Raw genomic sequence first — 13,974 nt, 5'->3', positions numbered from 1 at the left:
AACCCCGCGCTGGCGGGGTTTTTTCTTTTGTGCCGCCGGTTTCACGGCGGCCGATCGGCAGGGCAGAGGAGAAGGAAGATGCAAGCGGCGATCAAACCCGTCGAATACGACCGGCCGGGCGCTACCTGCGGCATCGGGCAGGCGTGGGCGAAGGTGCCCGACAGCCCGTCGGCGACGGAGCGCGACGTGCTGAAGGCGCGAATCAGGGCGCTGCTGGCGCGCGAGAAGGCCGTGCTCGTCGCGCACTATTACGTCGATGCGGAACTGCAGGAACTGGCCGACGAGACCGGCGGCTGCGTGGCCGACTCGCTCGAGATGGCGCGCTTCGGCCGCGATCACGACGCGCAAACGCTGATCGTGGCCGGCGTGCGCTTCATGGGCGAGACGGCCAAGATCCTGAGCCCGGGCAAGCGCATCCTGATGCCCGATCTCGACGCCACCTGCTCGCTCGATCTCGGTTGCCCGGCCGACGAATTCTCGGCGTTCTGCGACGCGCATCCGGAGCGCAAGGTGGTGGTCTACGCCAACACCAGTGCCGCCGTGAAGGCGCGCGCGGACTGGATGGTCACCTCGTCGATCGGCCTCGAGATCGTCGCCGACCTGCATGCGCGCGGCGAGAAGCTGATCTGGGCGCCGGACCGGCACCTGGGCAACTACATCCAGAAGAAGACCGGTGCGGACATGCTGATGTGGCAGGGCTCGTGCCTCGTCCACGACGAATTCAAGGGCATCGAGCTCGACCTGCTGCGCGCCCAGTATCCCGACGCGAAGGTGCTCGTGCACCCGGAATCGCCCGAGGGCGTGGTCGCGCTCGCCGACGTGGTCGGCTCGACCACGCAGTTGATCGACGCGGCGGTCAGGCTCGACGCGCAGCGCTTCATCGTCGCGACCGATCTCGGCATCCTGCACAAGATGCGCCTCGCGGCGCCGGGCAAGACCTTCATCGAGGCGCCCACGGCCGGCAACAGCGCGACCTGCAAGAGCTGCGCGCATTGCCCGTGGATGGCGATGAACGGCCTCGCGAACCTGGCCGACGTGCTCGAGCGCGGCCACAACGAGATTTACGTCGATCCGGCGCTCGGCCTGCGTGCGCGCGTGCCGATCGACCGCATGCTCGCGTTCGCCGCCGAGCACAAGCGGCGCGTGCAGGCCAGCGGCGACCTGCAGCGCGATGCGAGCCTGTTCTCGAACGTGGGGGCGGCATGACGGCGGTCTCCGCGATCTACGGCGAGATCGTCGCCGAATACGGCGCGGCCTTCGAGGCCGCGATCGCGCGCAATGTCGCCGATGCGATTGCCGAGGACGTCGGCAGCGGCGACCAGACCGGCCGGCTGATACCCGACGGCCTTGCGCGGCGCGCGCGCGTCATCGTGCGCGAGCGTGCGGTGCTATGCGGCGTGCCGTGGTTCGAGGCGGTGATGCGCGCGATCGATCCGTCGATCGAAGTCGACTGGCGCTATCGCGAAGGCGAACTGATGGAGGCCGACGCCACCGTCTGCGAGCTGCGCGGCCCGGCCCGGGCGCTGCTGACGGCCGAGCGCAACGGCCTGAATTTCCTGCAACTGCTCTCCGGCGTGGCGAGCGCGACGCGCCGCTACGTCGATCTGATCGACGGGCATCGCGGGCGCATCCTCGATACGCGCAAGACGCTGCCGGGGCTGCGGCTCGCGCAGAAATACGCGGTGCGCGTGGGCGGCGGGGCCAACCAGCGGCTCGCGCTGTACGACGGCATCCTGATCAAGGAGAACCACATCGCGGCCGCGGGCGGCGTCGGCGCGGCACTCGACGCGGCGTTCGCGCTGCAGTCGGGCGTGCCGGTGCAGATCGAGGTGGAGACGCTCGCGCAGCTCGATACCGCGCTCGCGCATGGCGCGAAGTCGGTGCTGCTCGACAACTTCACGTTCGAGATGATGCGCGAGGCGGTGCGGATCGCGAGCGGCCGGGCCGTGCTCGAGGTGTCGGGCGGCGTCAATGCCGATACCGTCGTCGAGATCGCGTCGACGGGCGTTGACCGGATCTCGATCGGCGCGCTGACGAAGGACGTGCGCGCCACCGATTTCTCGATGCGCATCGTCGACTGAATCACGAGGCGCGATCAAAGCGAAGCCGCGCGCGGAAGGGTCCGCGCGCGGCTTCGTCGTTTTTCGAGCCGATTCGCCGGTTCGCCGGCCCGCTGCATTAGGGCGGCGCGCAGCCGGCGGCGCTCAGCGCGCCGGCGACAGCACGGTCGGCAGCGCCTTGGGCAGCGTGTCCGGCCAGTCTCGGCTGTAGTGCAGCCCGCGGCTTTCCCGCCGCGAGCGCGCGCTGTCGACGATCAGCGAGGCGACGTCGACGAGATTGCGCAGTTCGAGCAGGTCGGGGCTGACGCGGAAGTTCGCGTAGTACTCGTGGATCTCGTCGCGCAGCAGCTCGATGCGATGTCGGGCGCGCGCGAGGCGCTTGTCGGTACGCACGATCCCGACGTAGTTCCACATCATCCGGCGCAGTTCGTCCCAGTTGTGCGCGACCACCACCTCCTCGTCCGGATCGGACACGCGGCTCTCGTCCCAGGCCGGCAGCGCGCCGTGCGCGGCGGGCTCGTAGCCGGCCGCCTCGATCGCATCGGCGGTCGCGCGGCCGATCACGAGGCATTCGAGCAGCGAGTTGCTGGCGAGCCGGTTCGCGCCGTGCAGGCCCGTGCAAGCCGTCTCGCCCACCGCGTAGAGCCCGGCCAGATCGGTACGGCCGGCCAGATCGGTGACCACGCCGCCGCAGGTGTAGTGGGCGGCCGGCACCACCGGGATCGGCTCCTTCGCGATGTCGATGCCGAATTCGAGGCAGCGCGCGTGGATGGTCGGGAAGTGCCCGCGCAGGAACGCCTCGGGCTGGTGGCTGATGTCGAGGTAGACGCAGTCGATGCCGCGCTTCTTGATCTCGAAGTCGATCGCGCGCGCAACGATGTCGCGCGGCGCGAGTTCGGCTCGCGCATCATGGGCCGGCATGAAGCGCGTGCCGTCGGGCAGCTTCAGCAGGCCGCCCTCGCCGCGCACCGCCTCCGAGATCAGGAACGATTTGGCATACGGATGGTAGAGGCAGGTCGGATGGAACTGGATGAACTCCATGTTGGCGATGCGGCAGCCCGCGCGCGAGGCCATCGCGATGCCGTCGCCGGTCGCCGTGTCGGGGTTGGTCGTGTAGAGGTAGACCTTGCCGGCGCCGCCGGTGGCGAGCACGGTGTGCGGCGCCTCGATCGTCACGGTCAGGCCGGTGCGTACGTCGAGCGCGTAGAGCCCGACGCAGCGCCCGCCCGCGAGGCCGATGCGGTCCGAGGTGATGAGGTCGATCGCGTGGTGGTTTTCGAAGAACGTGATGTTCGGATGGCGGCGCGCGCGCTCGCTCAGCGTCGCAAGCACGGCGTGGCCGGTCGCGTCGGCCGCGTGGATGATGCGCCGATGGCTGTGGCCGCCCTCGCGCGTCAGGTGGAAGCCGAGTTCGGCGGCCGCGTCGCGCGTGAACGGCACGCCCTGCGAGATCAGCCACTCGATCGCGGCGCGACCGTGCTCGACGATGAAGCGCGTGGTGGTCTCGTCGCAGAGGCCGCCGCCGGCGATCAGCGTGTCGCTGACGTGATTCTCGATGCTATCGGCCGAATCGAGCACCGCCGCGATGCCGCCCTGCGCGTAGTCGCTCGCGCCTTCCATCATCGATCGCTTCGCGATCAGCGCGACCCGGCGCGTCTGCGCCAGGTTCAACGCGACCGACAGACCGGCCAGACCGCTGCCGACGATCGCCACATCGAAATTCATCTTGCCTCCGTTTCCACGCTTTGATCCGATGTTTCCGCCGGCGGGGGCCGCGCGAAAGGGCAGAGCATACCGCGTTCGCCACACCGATGTGTCACCGACAAGACAAAAACCGGCGTCGCCAACCACGGGTGCGCCGGCAAAACAAAAAGCCCCGCGCGAGCGGGGCTTTTCGTGTCATCAGACAGGAGACGGAAGATTACTTGATCTTCGTTTCCTTGTACGCCACATGCTTGCGGACGACGGGATCGAACTTCATGATCTCCATCTTTTCCGGCATGTTGCGCTTGTTCTTCGTGGTCGTATAGAAGTGACCCGTACCAGCGGTCGACTCGAGCTTGATCTTGTCGCGTGCGCCCTTTGCCATGTTCGTGCTCCTTGGACTTAAGCTTCGCCGCGTGCGCGCAGGTCAGCGAGCACGGAATCGATGCCGTTCTTGTCGATCAGGCGCAGGCCGGCGTTCGAGACGCGCAGACGCACCCAGCGGTTTTCGCTTTCCACCCAGAACCGGCGATTTTGCAGATTCGGCAGGAAGCGACGCTTCGTCTTGTTGTTGGCGTGGGAAACGTTGTTGCCGCTCATCGGCGCTTTCCCAGTTACTTGGCATACGCGTGCCATGAGAGCACTCCTAATACGCTGAATTCGGGTTCAATGGCCGGTGAAGTTTCTTCGCTCAACGACTGCGGACCCCGCTGCCGTCTTGGAAAGACCAAGCCATTGGTGATGGCCGGACCCTTCGTCCCTTCTTGGCTTCAGAACTGGTTGGAAAAAAGTCAGACGGCGATTCTAACAGAAAAAATTCAGGAAAATCAACCCAATTTCCCGAGCCGGTTTGACGGCGATCCGCCGCCGGGCCCGTTGCCTTGCCAGCGGCCATGGGGCCATATCAGAACGGGCGGCCAGCCGGCGCTGCCGCAGCGGGCCTGCGCGTTCGTCCGCCGTCCGTCACATCAGGCCCGCCTGGGCAAACGAGAACGTCTCGCTCGCGCCTACCACGATGTGATCGATCAGCCGCACGTCGACGAGCGCGAGCGCGTCGTGCAGCACGCGCGTGAGCCGCCGGTCCTCGGCGCTCGGGCGTACCGCGCCGGACGGGTGATTATGCGCCACGATCAGGGCGGCTGCCTTCAGCTCCAGCGCCCGCCGCACGATCTCGCGCGGATAGACGGCCATCCGCGTCAGCGTGCCGTGGGTGGCTTCCTCGTCGTGCACGAGCCGGTGCTGCGCATCCAGATAGAGACAGACGAACACCTCGTGGGCCCGGGTGCCGATCGTCAGCCGCAGATAATCCTCCACGGCGCCCGGCGAATCGACGAGCGGGCGCTCGCTGGCGCGTTCGACGAGCGCCCGGCGCACCAGCTCGGTGGTGGCGAGCAAGACCGCGGTACGCGCCGGGCCGATGCCGGACAATGCGCTGATCGCGCCCGGGCTCGCGTCGAGCAGCGCGCGCAGCGATCCGAAGTGCCGCAGCACCGACCCGGCGATGCCGGCCGTGCCGGGCCCGGCGATGCCGTTGCCGAGCAGCAGCGCGAGCAGTTCGTGGTCGGCCAGCGCGGCGGGGCCGCGATCGAGCAGCCGTTCCCGCGGCCGATCGTGGTGTTCGTTGTGGCGCCGGCATGGGGATTGGCGGCCCGGCGGCGCCGCTGGCGGGCGAAGCGCCGGCGCGGGCCCGGGGGCGGCTCCGGCGCCGTGAGGGTCGTGCCCGGCAGCGGGGCCGCCCGCCATGCGATTGCGGTCCGAACGCATGCGATGATTCTCCGGGTGAGGAGCGCCCGACGGCGGCCGTGGTCCGGCATTCCGCCCCGCGCGCCCAGGTGACTTACAATAGCGGTTTTGCGTTGTGCCGCCCGGCGGCGGATTGAACGAGTAACTCATGAGCCTCATCGATATTTCAGAAGTGAAGCCCGGTTCCCACGTCACGCTTCATTACCGGCTCGCGCTCGCCGATGGTGCGGACATCGTCAATACTTTCACCGACAAGCCGGCTACCCTGCTGCTCGGTGCCGGGCAACTCGCCCCGGCGCTCGAGGCCATTCTGCTCGGCCTGAAGTCCGGACACCATTCGACCTTCCAGCTAGCGGCTGGCGAGGCGTTCGGTCCCCGCAATCCGGAGATGATCCAGCGCGTCAGCCTGAAGACGCTGCGCGAGAACGGCATGGTGGGCGACGACTTCACGCCCGGCGACCTGATCGAGTTCAATGCGCCGGACGGCGGCCGCTACGCGGGCGTGCTGAAGGAGGTCGGCGAGACCTCGGCGCTGTTCGATTTCAATCACCCGCTTGCGGGGCAGGCCATTACGTTCGAAGTGAAAATCATCGGGATCCTGTAACCATGAGCTCCACCGATACGCTGTCCGGCCCCACCGTCGCGGCCGATGCCGAAATCCTGCTCGCCCAGCCGCGCGGCTTCTGCGCCGGCGTCGACCGCGCGATCGAGATCGTCGAGCGCGCGATCGCGATGCATGGTTCGCCGATCTACGTGCGCCACGAGATCGTGCACAACAAGTACGTGGTCGAGGATCTGAAGACGAAGGGCGCGATCTTCGTCGAGGAGCTCGAGGAAGTGCCGTCGGGCAACACGGTGATCTTCAGCGCGCACGGCGTGTCGAAGGCGGTGCGCGACGAGGCCGCGGTGCGCGGCCTGCGCATCTACGACGCGACCTGCCCGCTCGTCACGAAGGTCCACGTCGAAGTCGCGAAGATGCGCCAGGACGGCGTGGACATCGTCATGATCGGCCACAAGGGGCATCCCGAGGTCGAGGGCACGATGGGGCAGGTCGAGCGCGGCATGCATCTGGTCGAGAGTGTCGAGGACGTGCTGGCGCTGGAGTTGCCCGATCCCGAGCGCGTCGCGCTCGTCACGCAGACCACGCTGTCGGTCGACGATGCGGCCGAGATCATCGCGGCGCTCAAGCGCAAGTTTCCGGCGATCCGCGAGCCGAAGAAGCAGGACATCTGCTACGCGACGCAGAACCGCCAGGACGCCGTGAAGTTCATGGCGCCGCAGTGCGACGTGGTGATCGTGGTCGGCAGCCCGAACAGCTCGAATTCGAGCCGCCTGCGCGAAGTGGCGGAAAAGCGCGGCGTCGACGCCTATATGGTGGATTCGCCGGACCAGATCGATCCGGCCTGGGTGGCCGGCAAGCGGCGGATCGGCGTGACCGCCGGCGCGTCGGCGCCGGAGGTGCTGGCCCAGGCGGTGATCGCGCGCCTGCGTGAACTGGGCGTGCGCAACGTGCGCGCGCTCGAAGGGATCGAGGAAAACGTCTCGTTCCCGCTGCCGCGCGGGCTCAATCTGCCGCCCGCTGGCTGAGCGGCGCCTGCTCCCCGGATCGTCCCGGGCTGCCTCGTCTCGAGCCCGAGCGGGTATCGACTCCTACCAAAGCGCGCTTCGGCGCGCTTTTGTTTTAGCGGCCGCTCCCCTGATTTTTTTCGTTTTGCAACTGCTCGCTTCGGATCGGGCGCAACCCGGTTGCGCCGATTTTGAGACGTTTGTTCAAAAATTCGGTTGCAATGCAGGAAAACCCTGTCGAATCAGGAATATTGGTCATCCAGAAATTGGAGTTACAATGCGCGCGTTTTGAAGCTGTAATGCGTTGCAGGCAAGGTTTTGCAATGAGCAGGAGACCGATTTAATGCAGCGTAAGTGGGCCGTCAGCCGCTCGGCGGTAACCCGGGTTGCAATGGGGCAAGACGTTGCGGCGCGAAGTTCGGCCGTGCCGATCGAGACGGTCTCCGGCGAATCCGGGGCCGAATTGAAAGCAGGGTGCCGGCGGGGCGTGCCCAACGGAAAGCAAAACAGGAAGCAGAACGATAACGAGGTCTGTTTGGGGATCGAAGCAATGCGTTTGCGTGACCAAAAGGGCGCGCAAAGCCGGACGACGGCCAGCGAACGGCCGGTGGGTGTCGAAACAGGCACGCAAATTGCTGAAATGTCGGGGCGGGCCGACGTGGCCGGCGCGCGCGACGCGACAGCCGCGATGGCGCCGGCCTGCGCACTCGGCATTTTTGGCGGTTTGGATTTGGGTATTGTGCAGACTACGTCTTTCTCGAGCCGGACCATCGGCCGCGGCGCACCGGCGGTGTGCATGGATGTGCCTGTTATCGGGGCAGGCCTTGCCGGTGACGTGGAGCAATCCGGCGCCGCGCGCAGCGGGCCGGGCCGGACTTCGTGTCGTTCCTATCGGCGTGTCGCGGTTCGCGCCACCTTTCTCAGGACTGTCCCGGGTCGCTCGCGTGCAGGCCACGCGGCGGCCGGCGCGCGCGCGGCCGCTCGCGCGCGGGATGCGGCCGACTCTCATGTTCGGATGCCTAACGACTTCAAGGAGGCCAGGCTTATCGTCCTCGATGTCGTAGAGATGTAGCGACGGGACTCGTCACGGCACCGGAATCGTGCGGTGCCGTTTTTGTATCCGTCCCGACGGCGCGCGCGGTTTCATAGACCGCGTGGCGCGGCCGGGACGTCATTACCCTTACCGGTATTTATTCGTACCCGCAGTGCAACCGGAATCGCGTATCCGCCGCTCGTCGGCGCGGGGCCGCGATTGTCCGGTCGCACGGATCAAGGAGCTTTTCATGGATATTTTCGTCCAGCAGGTCCTCAACGGACTGGTGCTCGGCAGTGTCTACGCCATCATCGCGTTGGGCTACACGATGGTGTACGGCATTCTCGGCATCATCAACTTCGCGCACGGCGATGTGCTGATGATCGGCGCGATGGTGGCCTTGTCGGCGATCACCGTGTTGCAGAACCATTTCCCCGGGCTCGGCAACGTCGCGACGCTGACCATCGGCCTCGTGATCGCCGCGGCGGTGTGCGCGGTAGTGGGCTTCGCCATCGAGCGCGTGGCCTATCGGCCGCTGCGCCGCGCGCCGCGTCTGGCTCCGCTGATCACCGCGATCGGCGTGTCGATCCTGCTGCAGACCGCCGCGATGATGATCTGGTCGCGCAACCCGCTGCCGTTCCCGCAACTGCTCTCGACGAATCCGCTCAACGTGATCGCGGCGACCGACACGACGCCGGGCGCGGTGATCTCGGCCACGGAAATCGTGATCATCGCGGTGGCCTTCATCGTGATGGCCGGCCTGCTGCTGCTGGTCCACAAGACCAAGCTCGGCCGGGCGATGCGCGCGATCTCGGAGAATCCGAACAACGCCAGCCTGATGGGCGTGAACCCGAACTTCGTGATCTCGGCGACCTTCATGATCGGCTCGGCGCTGGCCGCCCTGGCCGGCGTGATGATCGCGTCCGAATACGGCAACGTCCACTTCTACATGGGCTTCATCCCGGGCATGAAGGCGTTCACGGCGGCCGTGCTGGGCGGGATCGGCAATCTTGGCGGCGCGATGGTGGGCGGCGTGCTGCTCGGCCTCATCGAGCAACTCGGAGCCGGCTACATCGGCAATCTGACGGGCGGCGTGTTCGGCTCGAACTACCAGGACGTGTTCGCGTTCGTCGTGCTGATCGTGGTGCTGGTGTTCCGTCCGTCCGGCCTGCTGGGCGAGCGTGTGGCCGATCGCGCATAAGGAGACCAACATGACTTCCATTCAACCGGTCGAAACCTCGACGACGCTCATCGAAGAGCGCAATACCGCGAAGACGCTCGCCATCGGCGTAGTGGTCGCGCTGCTGGTGGCGGCGGCCCCGTTCCTGATCGGCGCGGCCGGCGGCAACTACTGGGTCCGCGTGCTCGATTTCGCGATGCTGTACGTGATGCTGGCGCTGGGCCTGAACGTGGTGGTCGGTTTCGCCGGCCTGCTCGACCTCGGCTACATCGCGTTCTACGCGGTGGGCGCCTACGTCGCCGCGCTGCTGACCTCGCCGCACCTGACCACGCAGTTCGCCTGGATCGCCGCGATGTTCCCGAACGGCCTGCACACGCCGTACTGGGTGGTGGTGCCGGTCGCGATGGCGCTCGCCGCGCTCGCGGGCGTGCTGCTCGGCGCACCGACGCTGCGCCTGCGCGGCGACTACCTGGCGATCGTCACGCTGGGCTTCGGGGAAATCGTCCGGATCTTCATGAACAACCTGGACCGTCCGATCAACATCACCAACGGGCCGCAAGGGATCACGGGCGTCGCGCCGCTGCACTTCGGCAGTTTCAACCTGTCGCAGACGCACACGCTGTTCGGCTTCAGCATCACCTCGGTCTACCTGTACTACTACGTGTTCGTGATCTGCTCGCTGCTGGTGATCTGGGTCTGCACGCGCTTGCAGCATTCGCGCATCGGCCGTGCCTGGGCCGCGATCCGCGAGGACGAGATCGCCGCCAAGGCGATGGGCATCAACACGCGCAACGTCAAGCTGCTCGCGTTCGCGATGGGCGCCTCGTTCGGCGGCCTGTCGGGTTCGATGTTCGGCGCGTTCCAGGGCTTCGTGTCGCCGGAATCGTTCACCTTCTGGGAATCGATCGTGGTGCTGGCCTGCGTGGTGCTGGGCGGCATGGGCCATATTCCCGGCGTGATCCTCGGCGCGGTGCTGCTGGCCGTGTTCCCGGAAGTGCTGCGCTCGACCATGGGTCCGCTGCAGCATGCGCTGTTCGGCCACGAGATCGTCGACACGGAAGTGATCCGCCAGGCGCTCTACGGCCTCGCGATGGTGCTGATCATGCTGTACCGCTCGGAAGGCCTATGGCCGGCGCCGAAGCACGAGGACAAGATCGCCAGGATCTCGAAGCGCAACGGCAAGAAGACGGCGGTTCGCGCGTAACGGACGGATACGGAGAAACAAGCAATGAGCGAGAACATTCGACTGTCCGTGAAGGGCGTGAACAAGCGCTTCGGCGGCCTGCAGGCGCTGTCGGACGTCGGGCTGCAGATCCGCGAGGGCGAGATCTACGGGCTGATCGGTCCGAACGGCGCGGGCAAGACCACCTTCTTCAACGTGATCACGGGCCTCTACACGCCCGATTCCGGCGAATTCAAGCTGGACGGCACCGACTACACGCCGACCGCCGTGCATGAGGTGGCGAAGGCGGGCATCGCGCGCACCTTCCAGAACATCCGCCTGTTCGGCGGCATGACCGCGCTCGAGAACGTGATGGTGGGGCGCCACGTGCGCACGCGCCACGGCCTGCTCGGCGCGGTGTTCCAGACGCCGTCGGAGCGTCAGGAGGAGCGCGAGATCAAGGAGCGTGCGATCGAGCTACTCGATTACGTCGGCGTGCTGCAATACGCGGACTATACCTCGCGCAACCTCTCGTACGGCCACCAGCGCCGCCTCGAGATCGCACGCGCGCTCGCGACCGATCCGAAGCTGCTCGCGCTGGACGAGCCGGCGGCCGGCATGAACGCGACCGAGAAGGTCGAACTCACGCGCCTGCTCGACAAGATCCGCGCCGACGGCAAGACGATCCTGCTGATCGAGCACGACGTGAAGCTGGTGATGGGATTGTGCAACCGGATGACGGTGCTCGATTACGGCAAGGTGATCGCCGAGGGTCTGCCGCAGGACGTGCAGAAGGATCCGAAGGTGATTGAGGCATATCTCGGCGCAGGGGTGCACTGATGGCAGCGGCAATGTTGAAGATTACGGGCTTGCAGGTGAACTACGGCGGCATCCAGGCGGTGAAGGGTGTCGACATGGAAGTTCGCCAGGGCGAGCTGGTCACGCTGATCGGCGCGAACGGCGCGGGCAAGACCACCACCATGAAGGCGATCACGGGCCTCAAGCCTTTCTCGGGCGGCGACATCAGCTACGAGGGCAAGTCGATCAAGGGCGTGCCGGCGCACGAGCTGCTCAAGCGCGGCCTCGCAATGGTGCCGGAGGGCCGCGGGATTTTCGCGCGCATGTCGATCCTCGAGAACATGCAGATGGGCGCCTACCTGCGCCGCGACAAGGACGGCATCAAGTCCGACATCGAGCGCATGTTCGGCTTCTTCCCGCGCCTGAGGGAGCGTGCCACGCAGTTCGCCGGCACGCTGTCGGGCGGCGAGCAGCAGATGCTCGCGATGGCGCGCGCGATCATCAGCAAGCCGAAGCTGCTGCTGCTCGACGAGCCGTCGATGGGCCTCTCGCCGATCATGGTCGAGAAGATCTTCGAAGTGGTGCGCGAGATCTCGAAGGAAGGGCTGACCGTGCTGCTCGTCGAGCAGAATGCGCGGCTCGCGCTGCAGGCCGCCGACCGCGGCTACGTGATGGATTCGGGCACGGTCACGATGGAAGGCCAGGCGAAGGACATGCTCGACGATCCGAAGGTGCGCGCCGCCTACCTGGGCGAGTGATCCGACCCGTCAGGGCCTGAACGGGCCGGCCGCGGGGCCGGTCACGCAAGCCCGGAAGCCCCTGCGAAAACAGGCCGCCGCGGTTTTGCCGCGGCGGCCTGTTGCATTGGGCCGTACCCCGGATGCCACCGTTCAGGCCGACATCGGCAGGCGCTTGCCGAACGACACCAGCTGCTCGACCTGATAGCCGAGCGCCGCATAGAAGCGGCAGGCCTCGTCGTTCTCGGCGAGCACCTGCAGATTGATCTTGCGGCAGCCGAGCGTGGCGAGCGCGGCCTCGGCGTGCGCCATCAGCGCGCGGCCGATGCCGAGCCGGCGCGCCTCGCGCGCGACCGCGAACGAGTAGAGCCAGCCGCGATGACCGTCGTAGCCGGCCATCACGGTGCCCGTCAGCCTGGCGCCGCGCAGCGCGACGAAGAACAGTTCCGGCTGCACGGCGAGCTTGGCCTCGATCGAGCGTCGCGGGTCGCGATGCGGCACGCTTGCATCCGAGTAGTTCGGGAACGCGTCGGCCCACAGCGCGATCACGGGCTCGGTATCGGCGCGCGCGAAGGCGCGGATCGTCACGTCGTCGTCGAGGCGCATGGGCGGCTCCCGGGAAGGCTCAGAGGGTGTCGAGGATCGAACGCAGCATCGCCATCATCTGGTCGATTTCCTCGTTCGTCACGTTCAGCGCCGGCATGAAGCGCAGCAGGTTGGGGCGCGCCGCGTTCAGCAGCAGGCCGTCGGGCTGCATTTCGCGCGCCCTTTCGACGATCTGCGGGCCGATGTCCTTGCCGAGCAGCAGCGCGCGCAGCAGCCCCTCGCCGCGCTCGCCCGCGAAGCCGCGCTCCTCCGACAGCTCGAGCAGGCGCCGCTTCAGGTATTCGCCGCGCTCGCGCACGCCTTCGAGGAAGCCCGGCGCGACCAGCTGCGAGATCACCGAATGGCCGACCGCCGTCATCAGCGGGTTGCCGTTGTAGGTGCCGCCCTGGTCGCCCGCCTCGAACACCGCGACCTCGGCTTTCGAGAGCAGGGCGGCGAGCGGCACGCCGCCGCCGATGCCCTTGCCGAGCGTCATGATGTCCGGCTCGACGCCGGCCAGCTCGTAGGCGAACAGCGTGCCCGCGCGGCCGCAGCCGCTTTGCACTTCGTCGACGATCAGCAGCAGGCCGTGCTGCTGGGTCAGCGCGCGCAGCTGCTGCATGAATTCGCGCGTGGCCGGGATCACGCCGCCTTCGCCCTGGATCGGTTCGAGCATGACCGCCACGGTCTTCTCGTTGATCAGCTTCTCGACCGAGGCGATGTCGTTCAGGTCGGCCTTCGGGAAGCCCGGCACCTGCGGCGCGTAGATCGTGTCCCAGCCCGGCTTGCCGCTCGCCGACATGGTCGCGAGCGTGCGGCCGTGGAAGCTGTGGTCGAACGTGATGATCTCGTAGGCGCCGTTGCGGAACTTGCGGCCCCACTTGCGTGCGAGCTTGATCGCGCCTTCGTTCGCTTCCGCGCCGCTGTTGGCGAAGAACACCTTGTCGAACACGCTGTGCTGCGTGAGCAGCGCGGCGAGCCGCGCCATCGGCTCGTTGTAGAACGCCGGCGACGGGTTCAGCAGCGTCTCGGCCTGCGATTTCAGCGCCTCGACCATGCCTTCGTTGCAGTGACCGAGCGCATTTACCGCCCAGCCCTGGATGAAATCCAGATAGCGCTTGCCGGTGTGATCGTAGAGCCACGAACCCTTGCCGTGCGTGAACACGATGTCAGGGCGGTTCGTGATGTACATCAGCGAGTCGATCGGATATTCGTTCAAAGGCATGGCGGCGAGCTCCAGCGGGTAGCGACGGGAAAAAGACAATAAAAAAGCCACGGAATGCCGTGGCTTGGTGGTCCGAACAGCTTGGCGTAACGAGGAGGGGGTTACGCGTGCGTCCGTGACGAGCCTGCGGCATCCATGAGGAGCGGCGAGCGGCGTCGGAGGGCGGACAGGAAGCGGTTCA

Annotated in this window: 15 protein-coding genes; 9 read left to right on the top strand and 6 right to left on the bottom strand. The window is 66.8% G+C overall.

The window, feature by feature from the left end:
* The first annotated feature begins 78 nt into the window (after window positions 1-78).
* Window positions 79-1,206 (top strand): quinolinate synthase NadA, encoded by a 1,128-nt coding sequence (nadA, locus tag KS03_RS14140; RefSeq protein WP_015876791.1) that lies wholly within the window; start codon window positions 79-81, stop codon window positions 1,204-1,206.
* On the top strand, window positions 1,203-2,081 hold the full coding sequence (gene nadC / locus KS03_RS14135; RefSeq protein ID WP_015876790.1) for a carboxylating nicotinate-nucleotide diphosphorylase: 879 nt from the start codon (window positions 1,203-1,205) through the stop codon (window positions 2,079-2,081). The genes nadA and nadC overlap by 4 nt, the downstream gene beginning before the upstream one ends.
* 123 nt (window positions 2,082-2,204) lie before the next feature.
* Here nadC and nadB read toward each other — a convergent pair whose 3' ends face one another.
* From nadB to radC, 4 genes are all read right to left on the bottom strand, one after another.
* A complete protein-coding gene (nadB, locus tag KS03_RS14130; RefSeq protein ID WP_015876789.1) occupies window positions 2,205-3,785 on the bottom strand; it encodes an L-aspartate oxidase in 1,581 nt (526 codons plus the stop codon).
* A 196-nt stretch (window positions 3,786-3,981) separates the two neighbouring features.
* On the bottom strand, window positions 3,982-4,149 hold the full coding sequence (rpmG, locus tag KS03_RS14125) for a 50S ribosomal protein L33 (protein ID WP_007586229.1): 168 nt from the start codon (window positions 4,147-4,149) through the stop codon (window positions 3,982-3,984).
* 17 nt (window positions 4,150-4,166) lie between these two features.
* On the bottom strand, window positions 4,167-4,400 hold the full coding sequence (rpmB, locus tag KS03_RS14120; RefSeq protein ID WP_004186391.1) for a 50S ribosomal protein L28: 234 nt from the start codon (window positions 4,398-4,400) through the stop codon (window positions 4,167-4,169).
* 327 nt (window positions 4,401-4,727) lie between these two features.
* Window positions 4,728-5,528, bottom strand: a complete 801-nt coding sequence (gene radC / locus KS03_RS14115) for a RadC family protein (protein ID WP_015876788.1) — start codon at window positions 5,526-5,528, stop codon at window positions 4,728-4,730.
* 127 nt (window positions 5,529-5,655) lie between these two features.
* Here radC and KS03_RS14110 point away from each other — a divergent pair, with 127 nt between their 5' ends.
* The 7 genes from KS03_RS14110 to KS03_RS14080 all read left to right on the top strand — a co-directional run bounded on the left by KS03_RS14110 (window position 5,656) and on the right by KS03_RS14080 (window position 12,004).
* The gene (locus KS03_RS14110) at window positions 5,656-6,111 is read left to right on the top strand and encodes an FKBP-type peptidyl-prolyl cis-trans isomerase (RefSeq protein ID WP_015876787.1); all 456 of its coding nucleotides are present in this window, start codon (window positions 5,656-5,658) and stop codon (window positions 6,109-6,111) included.
* A 2-nt stretch (window positions 6,112-6,113) separates the two neighbouring features.
* Window positions 6,114-7,094 (top strand): 4-hydroxy-3-methylbut-2-enyl diphosphate reductase, encoded by a 981-nt coding sequence (gene ispH, locus KS03_RS14105; RefSeq protein ID WP_015876786.1) that lies wholly within the window; start codon window positions 6,114-6,116, stop codon window positions 7,092-7,094.
* A gap of 403 nt (window positions 7,095-7,497) precedes the next feature.
* On the top strand, window positions 7,498-8,145 hold the full coding sequence (locus KS03_RS14100; protein WP_127913927.1) for a hypothetical protein: 648 nt from the start codon (window positions 7,498-7,500) through the stop codon (window positions 8,143-8,145).
* Between the two features lie 211 nt (window positions 8,146-8,356).
* Window positions 8,357-9,307, top strand: coding sequence for a branched-chain amino acid ABC transporter permease (locus KS03_RS14095; RefSeq protein WP_015876785.1), 951 nt, complete (start codon window positions 8,357-8,359; stop codon window positions 9,305-9,307).
* A 10-nt stretch (window positions 9,308-9,317) separates the two neighbouring features.
* Window positions 9,318-10,490, top strand: a complete 1,173-nt coding sequence (locus KS03_RS14090; protein WP_015876784.1) for an ABC transporter permease subunit — start codon at window positions 9,318-9,320, stop codon at window positions 10,488-10,490.
* A gap of 24 nt (window positions 10,491-10,514) precedes the next feature.
* Window positions 10,515-11,288 carry an ABC transporter ATP-binding protein gene (locus KS03_RS14085; protein WP_015876783.1) on the top strand — a complete coding sequence of 258 codons (774 nt, stop codon included), beginning with the start codon at window positions 10,515-10,517 and terminating at the stop codon, window positions 11,286-11,288.
* Window positions 11,288-12,004: an ABC transporter ATP-binding protein gene (locus KS03_RS14080; RefSeq protein ID WP_015876782.1), complete on the top strand. Its 717-nt coding sequence runs from the start codon at window positions 11,288-11,290 to the stop codon at window positions 12,002-12,004. Before KS03_RS14085 ends, KS03_RS14080 begins: the two co-directional genes overlap by 1 nt.
* 132 nt (window positions 12,005-12,136) lie before the next feature.
* Here the strand turns inward: KS03_RS14080 and KS03_RS14075 are convergent, their stop codons facing one another.
* Together KS03_RS14075 and KS03_RS14070 are read right to left on the bottom strand one after the other, a co-directional pair.
* Window positions 12,137-12,589, bottom strand: coding sequence for a GNAT family acetyltransferase (locus KS03_RS14075; RefSeq protein WP_015876781.1), 453 nt, complete (start codon window positions 12,587-12,589; stop codon window positions 12,137-12,139).
* 19 nt (window positions 12,590-12,608) lie between these two features.
* Window positions 12,609-13,793, bottom strand: a complete 1,185-nt coding sequence (locus KS03_RS14070; RefSeq protein WP_035980154.1) for an acetylornithine transaminase — start codon at window positions 13,791-13,793, stop codon at window positions 12,609-12,611.
* Window positions 13,794-13,974 lie beyond the last annotated feature (181 nt).

The sequence above is a fragment of the Burkholderia glumae LMG 2196 = ATCC 33617 genome, from assembly GCF_000960995.1.
Taxonomy (GTDB): Bacteria; Pseudomonadota; Gammaproteobacteria; order Burkholderiales; family Burkholderiaceae; genus Burkholderia; species Burkholderia glumae.
Note: the sequence above shows the minus strand (reverse complement) of the source record. Positions and strands in the feature narration are given on the sequence as shown.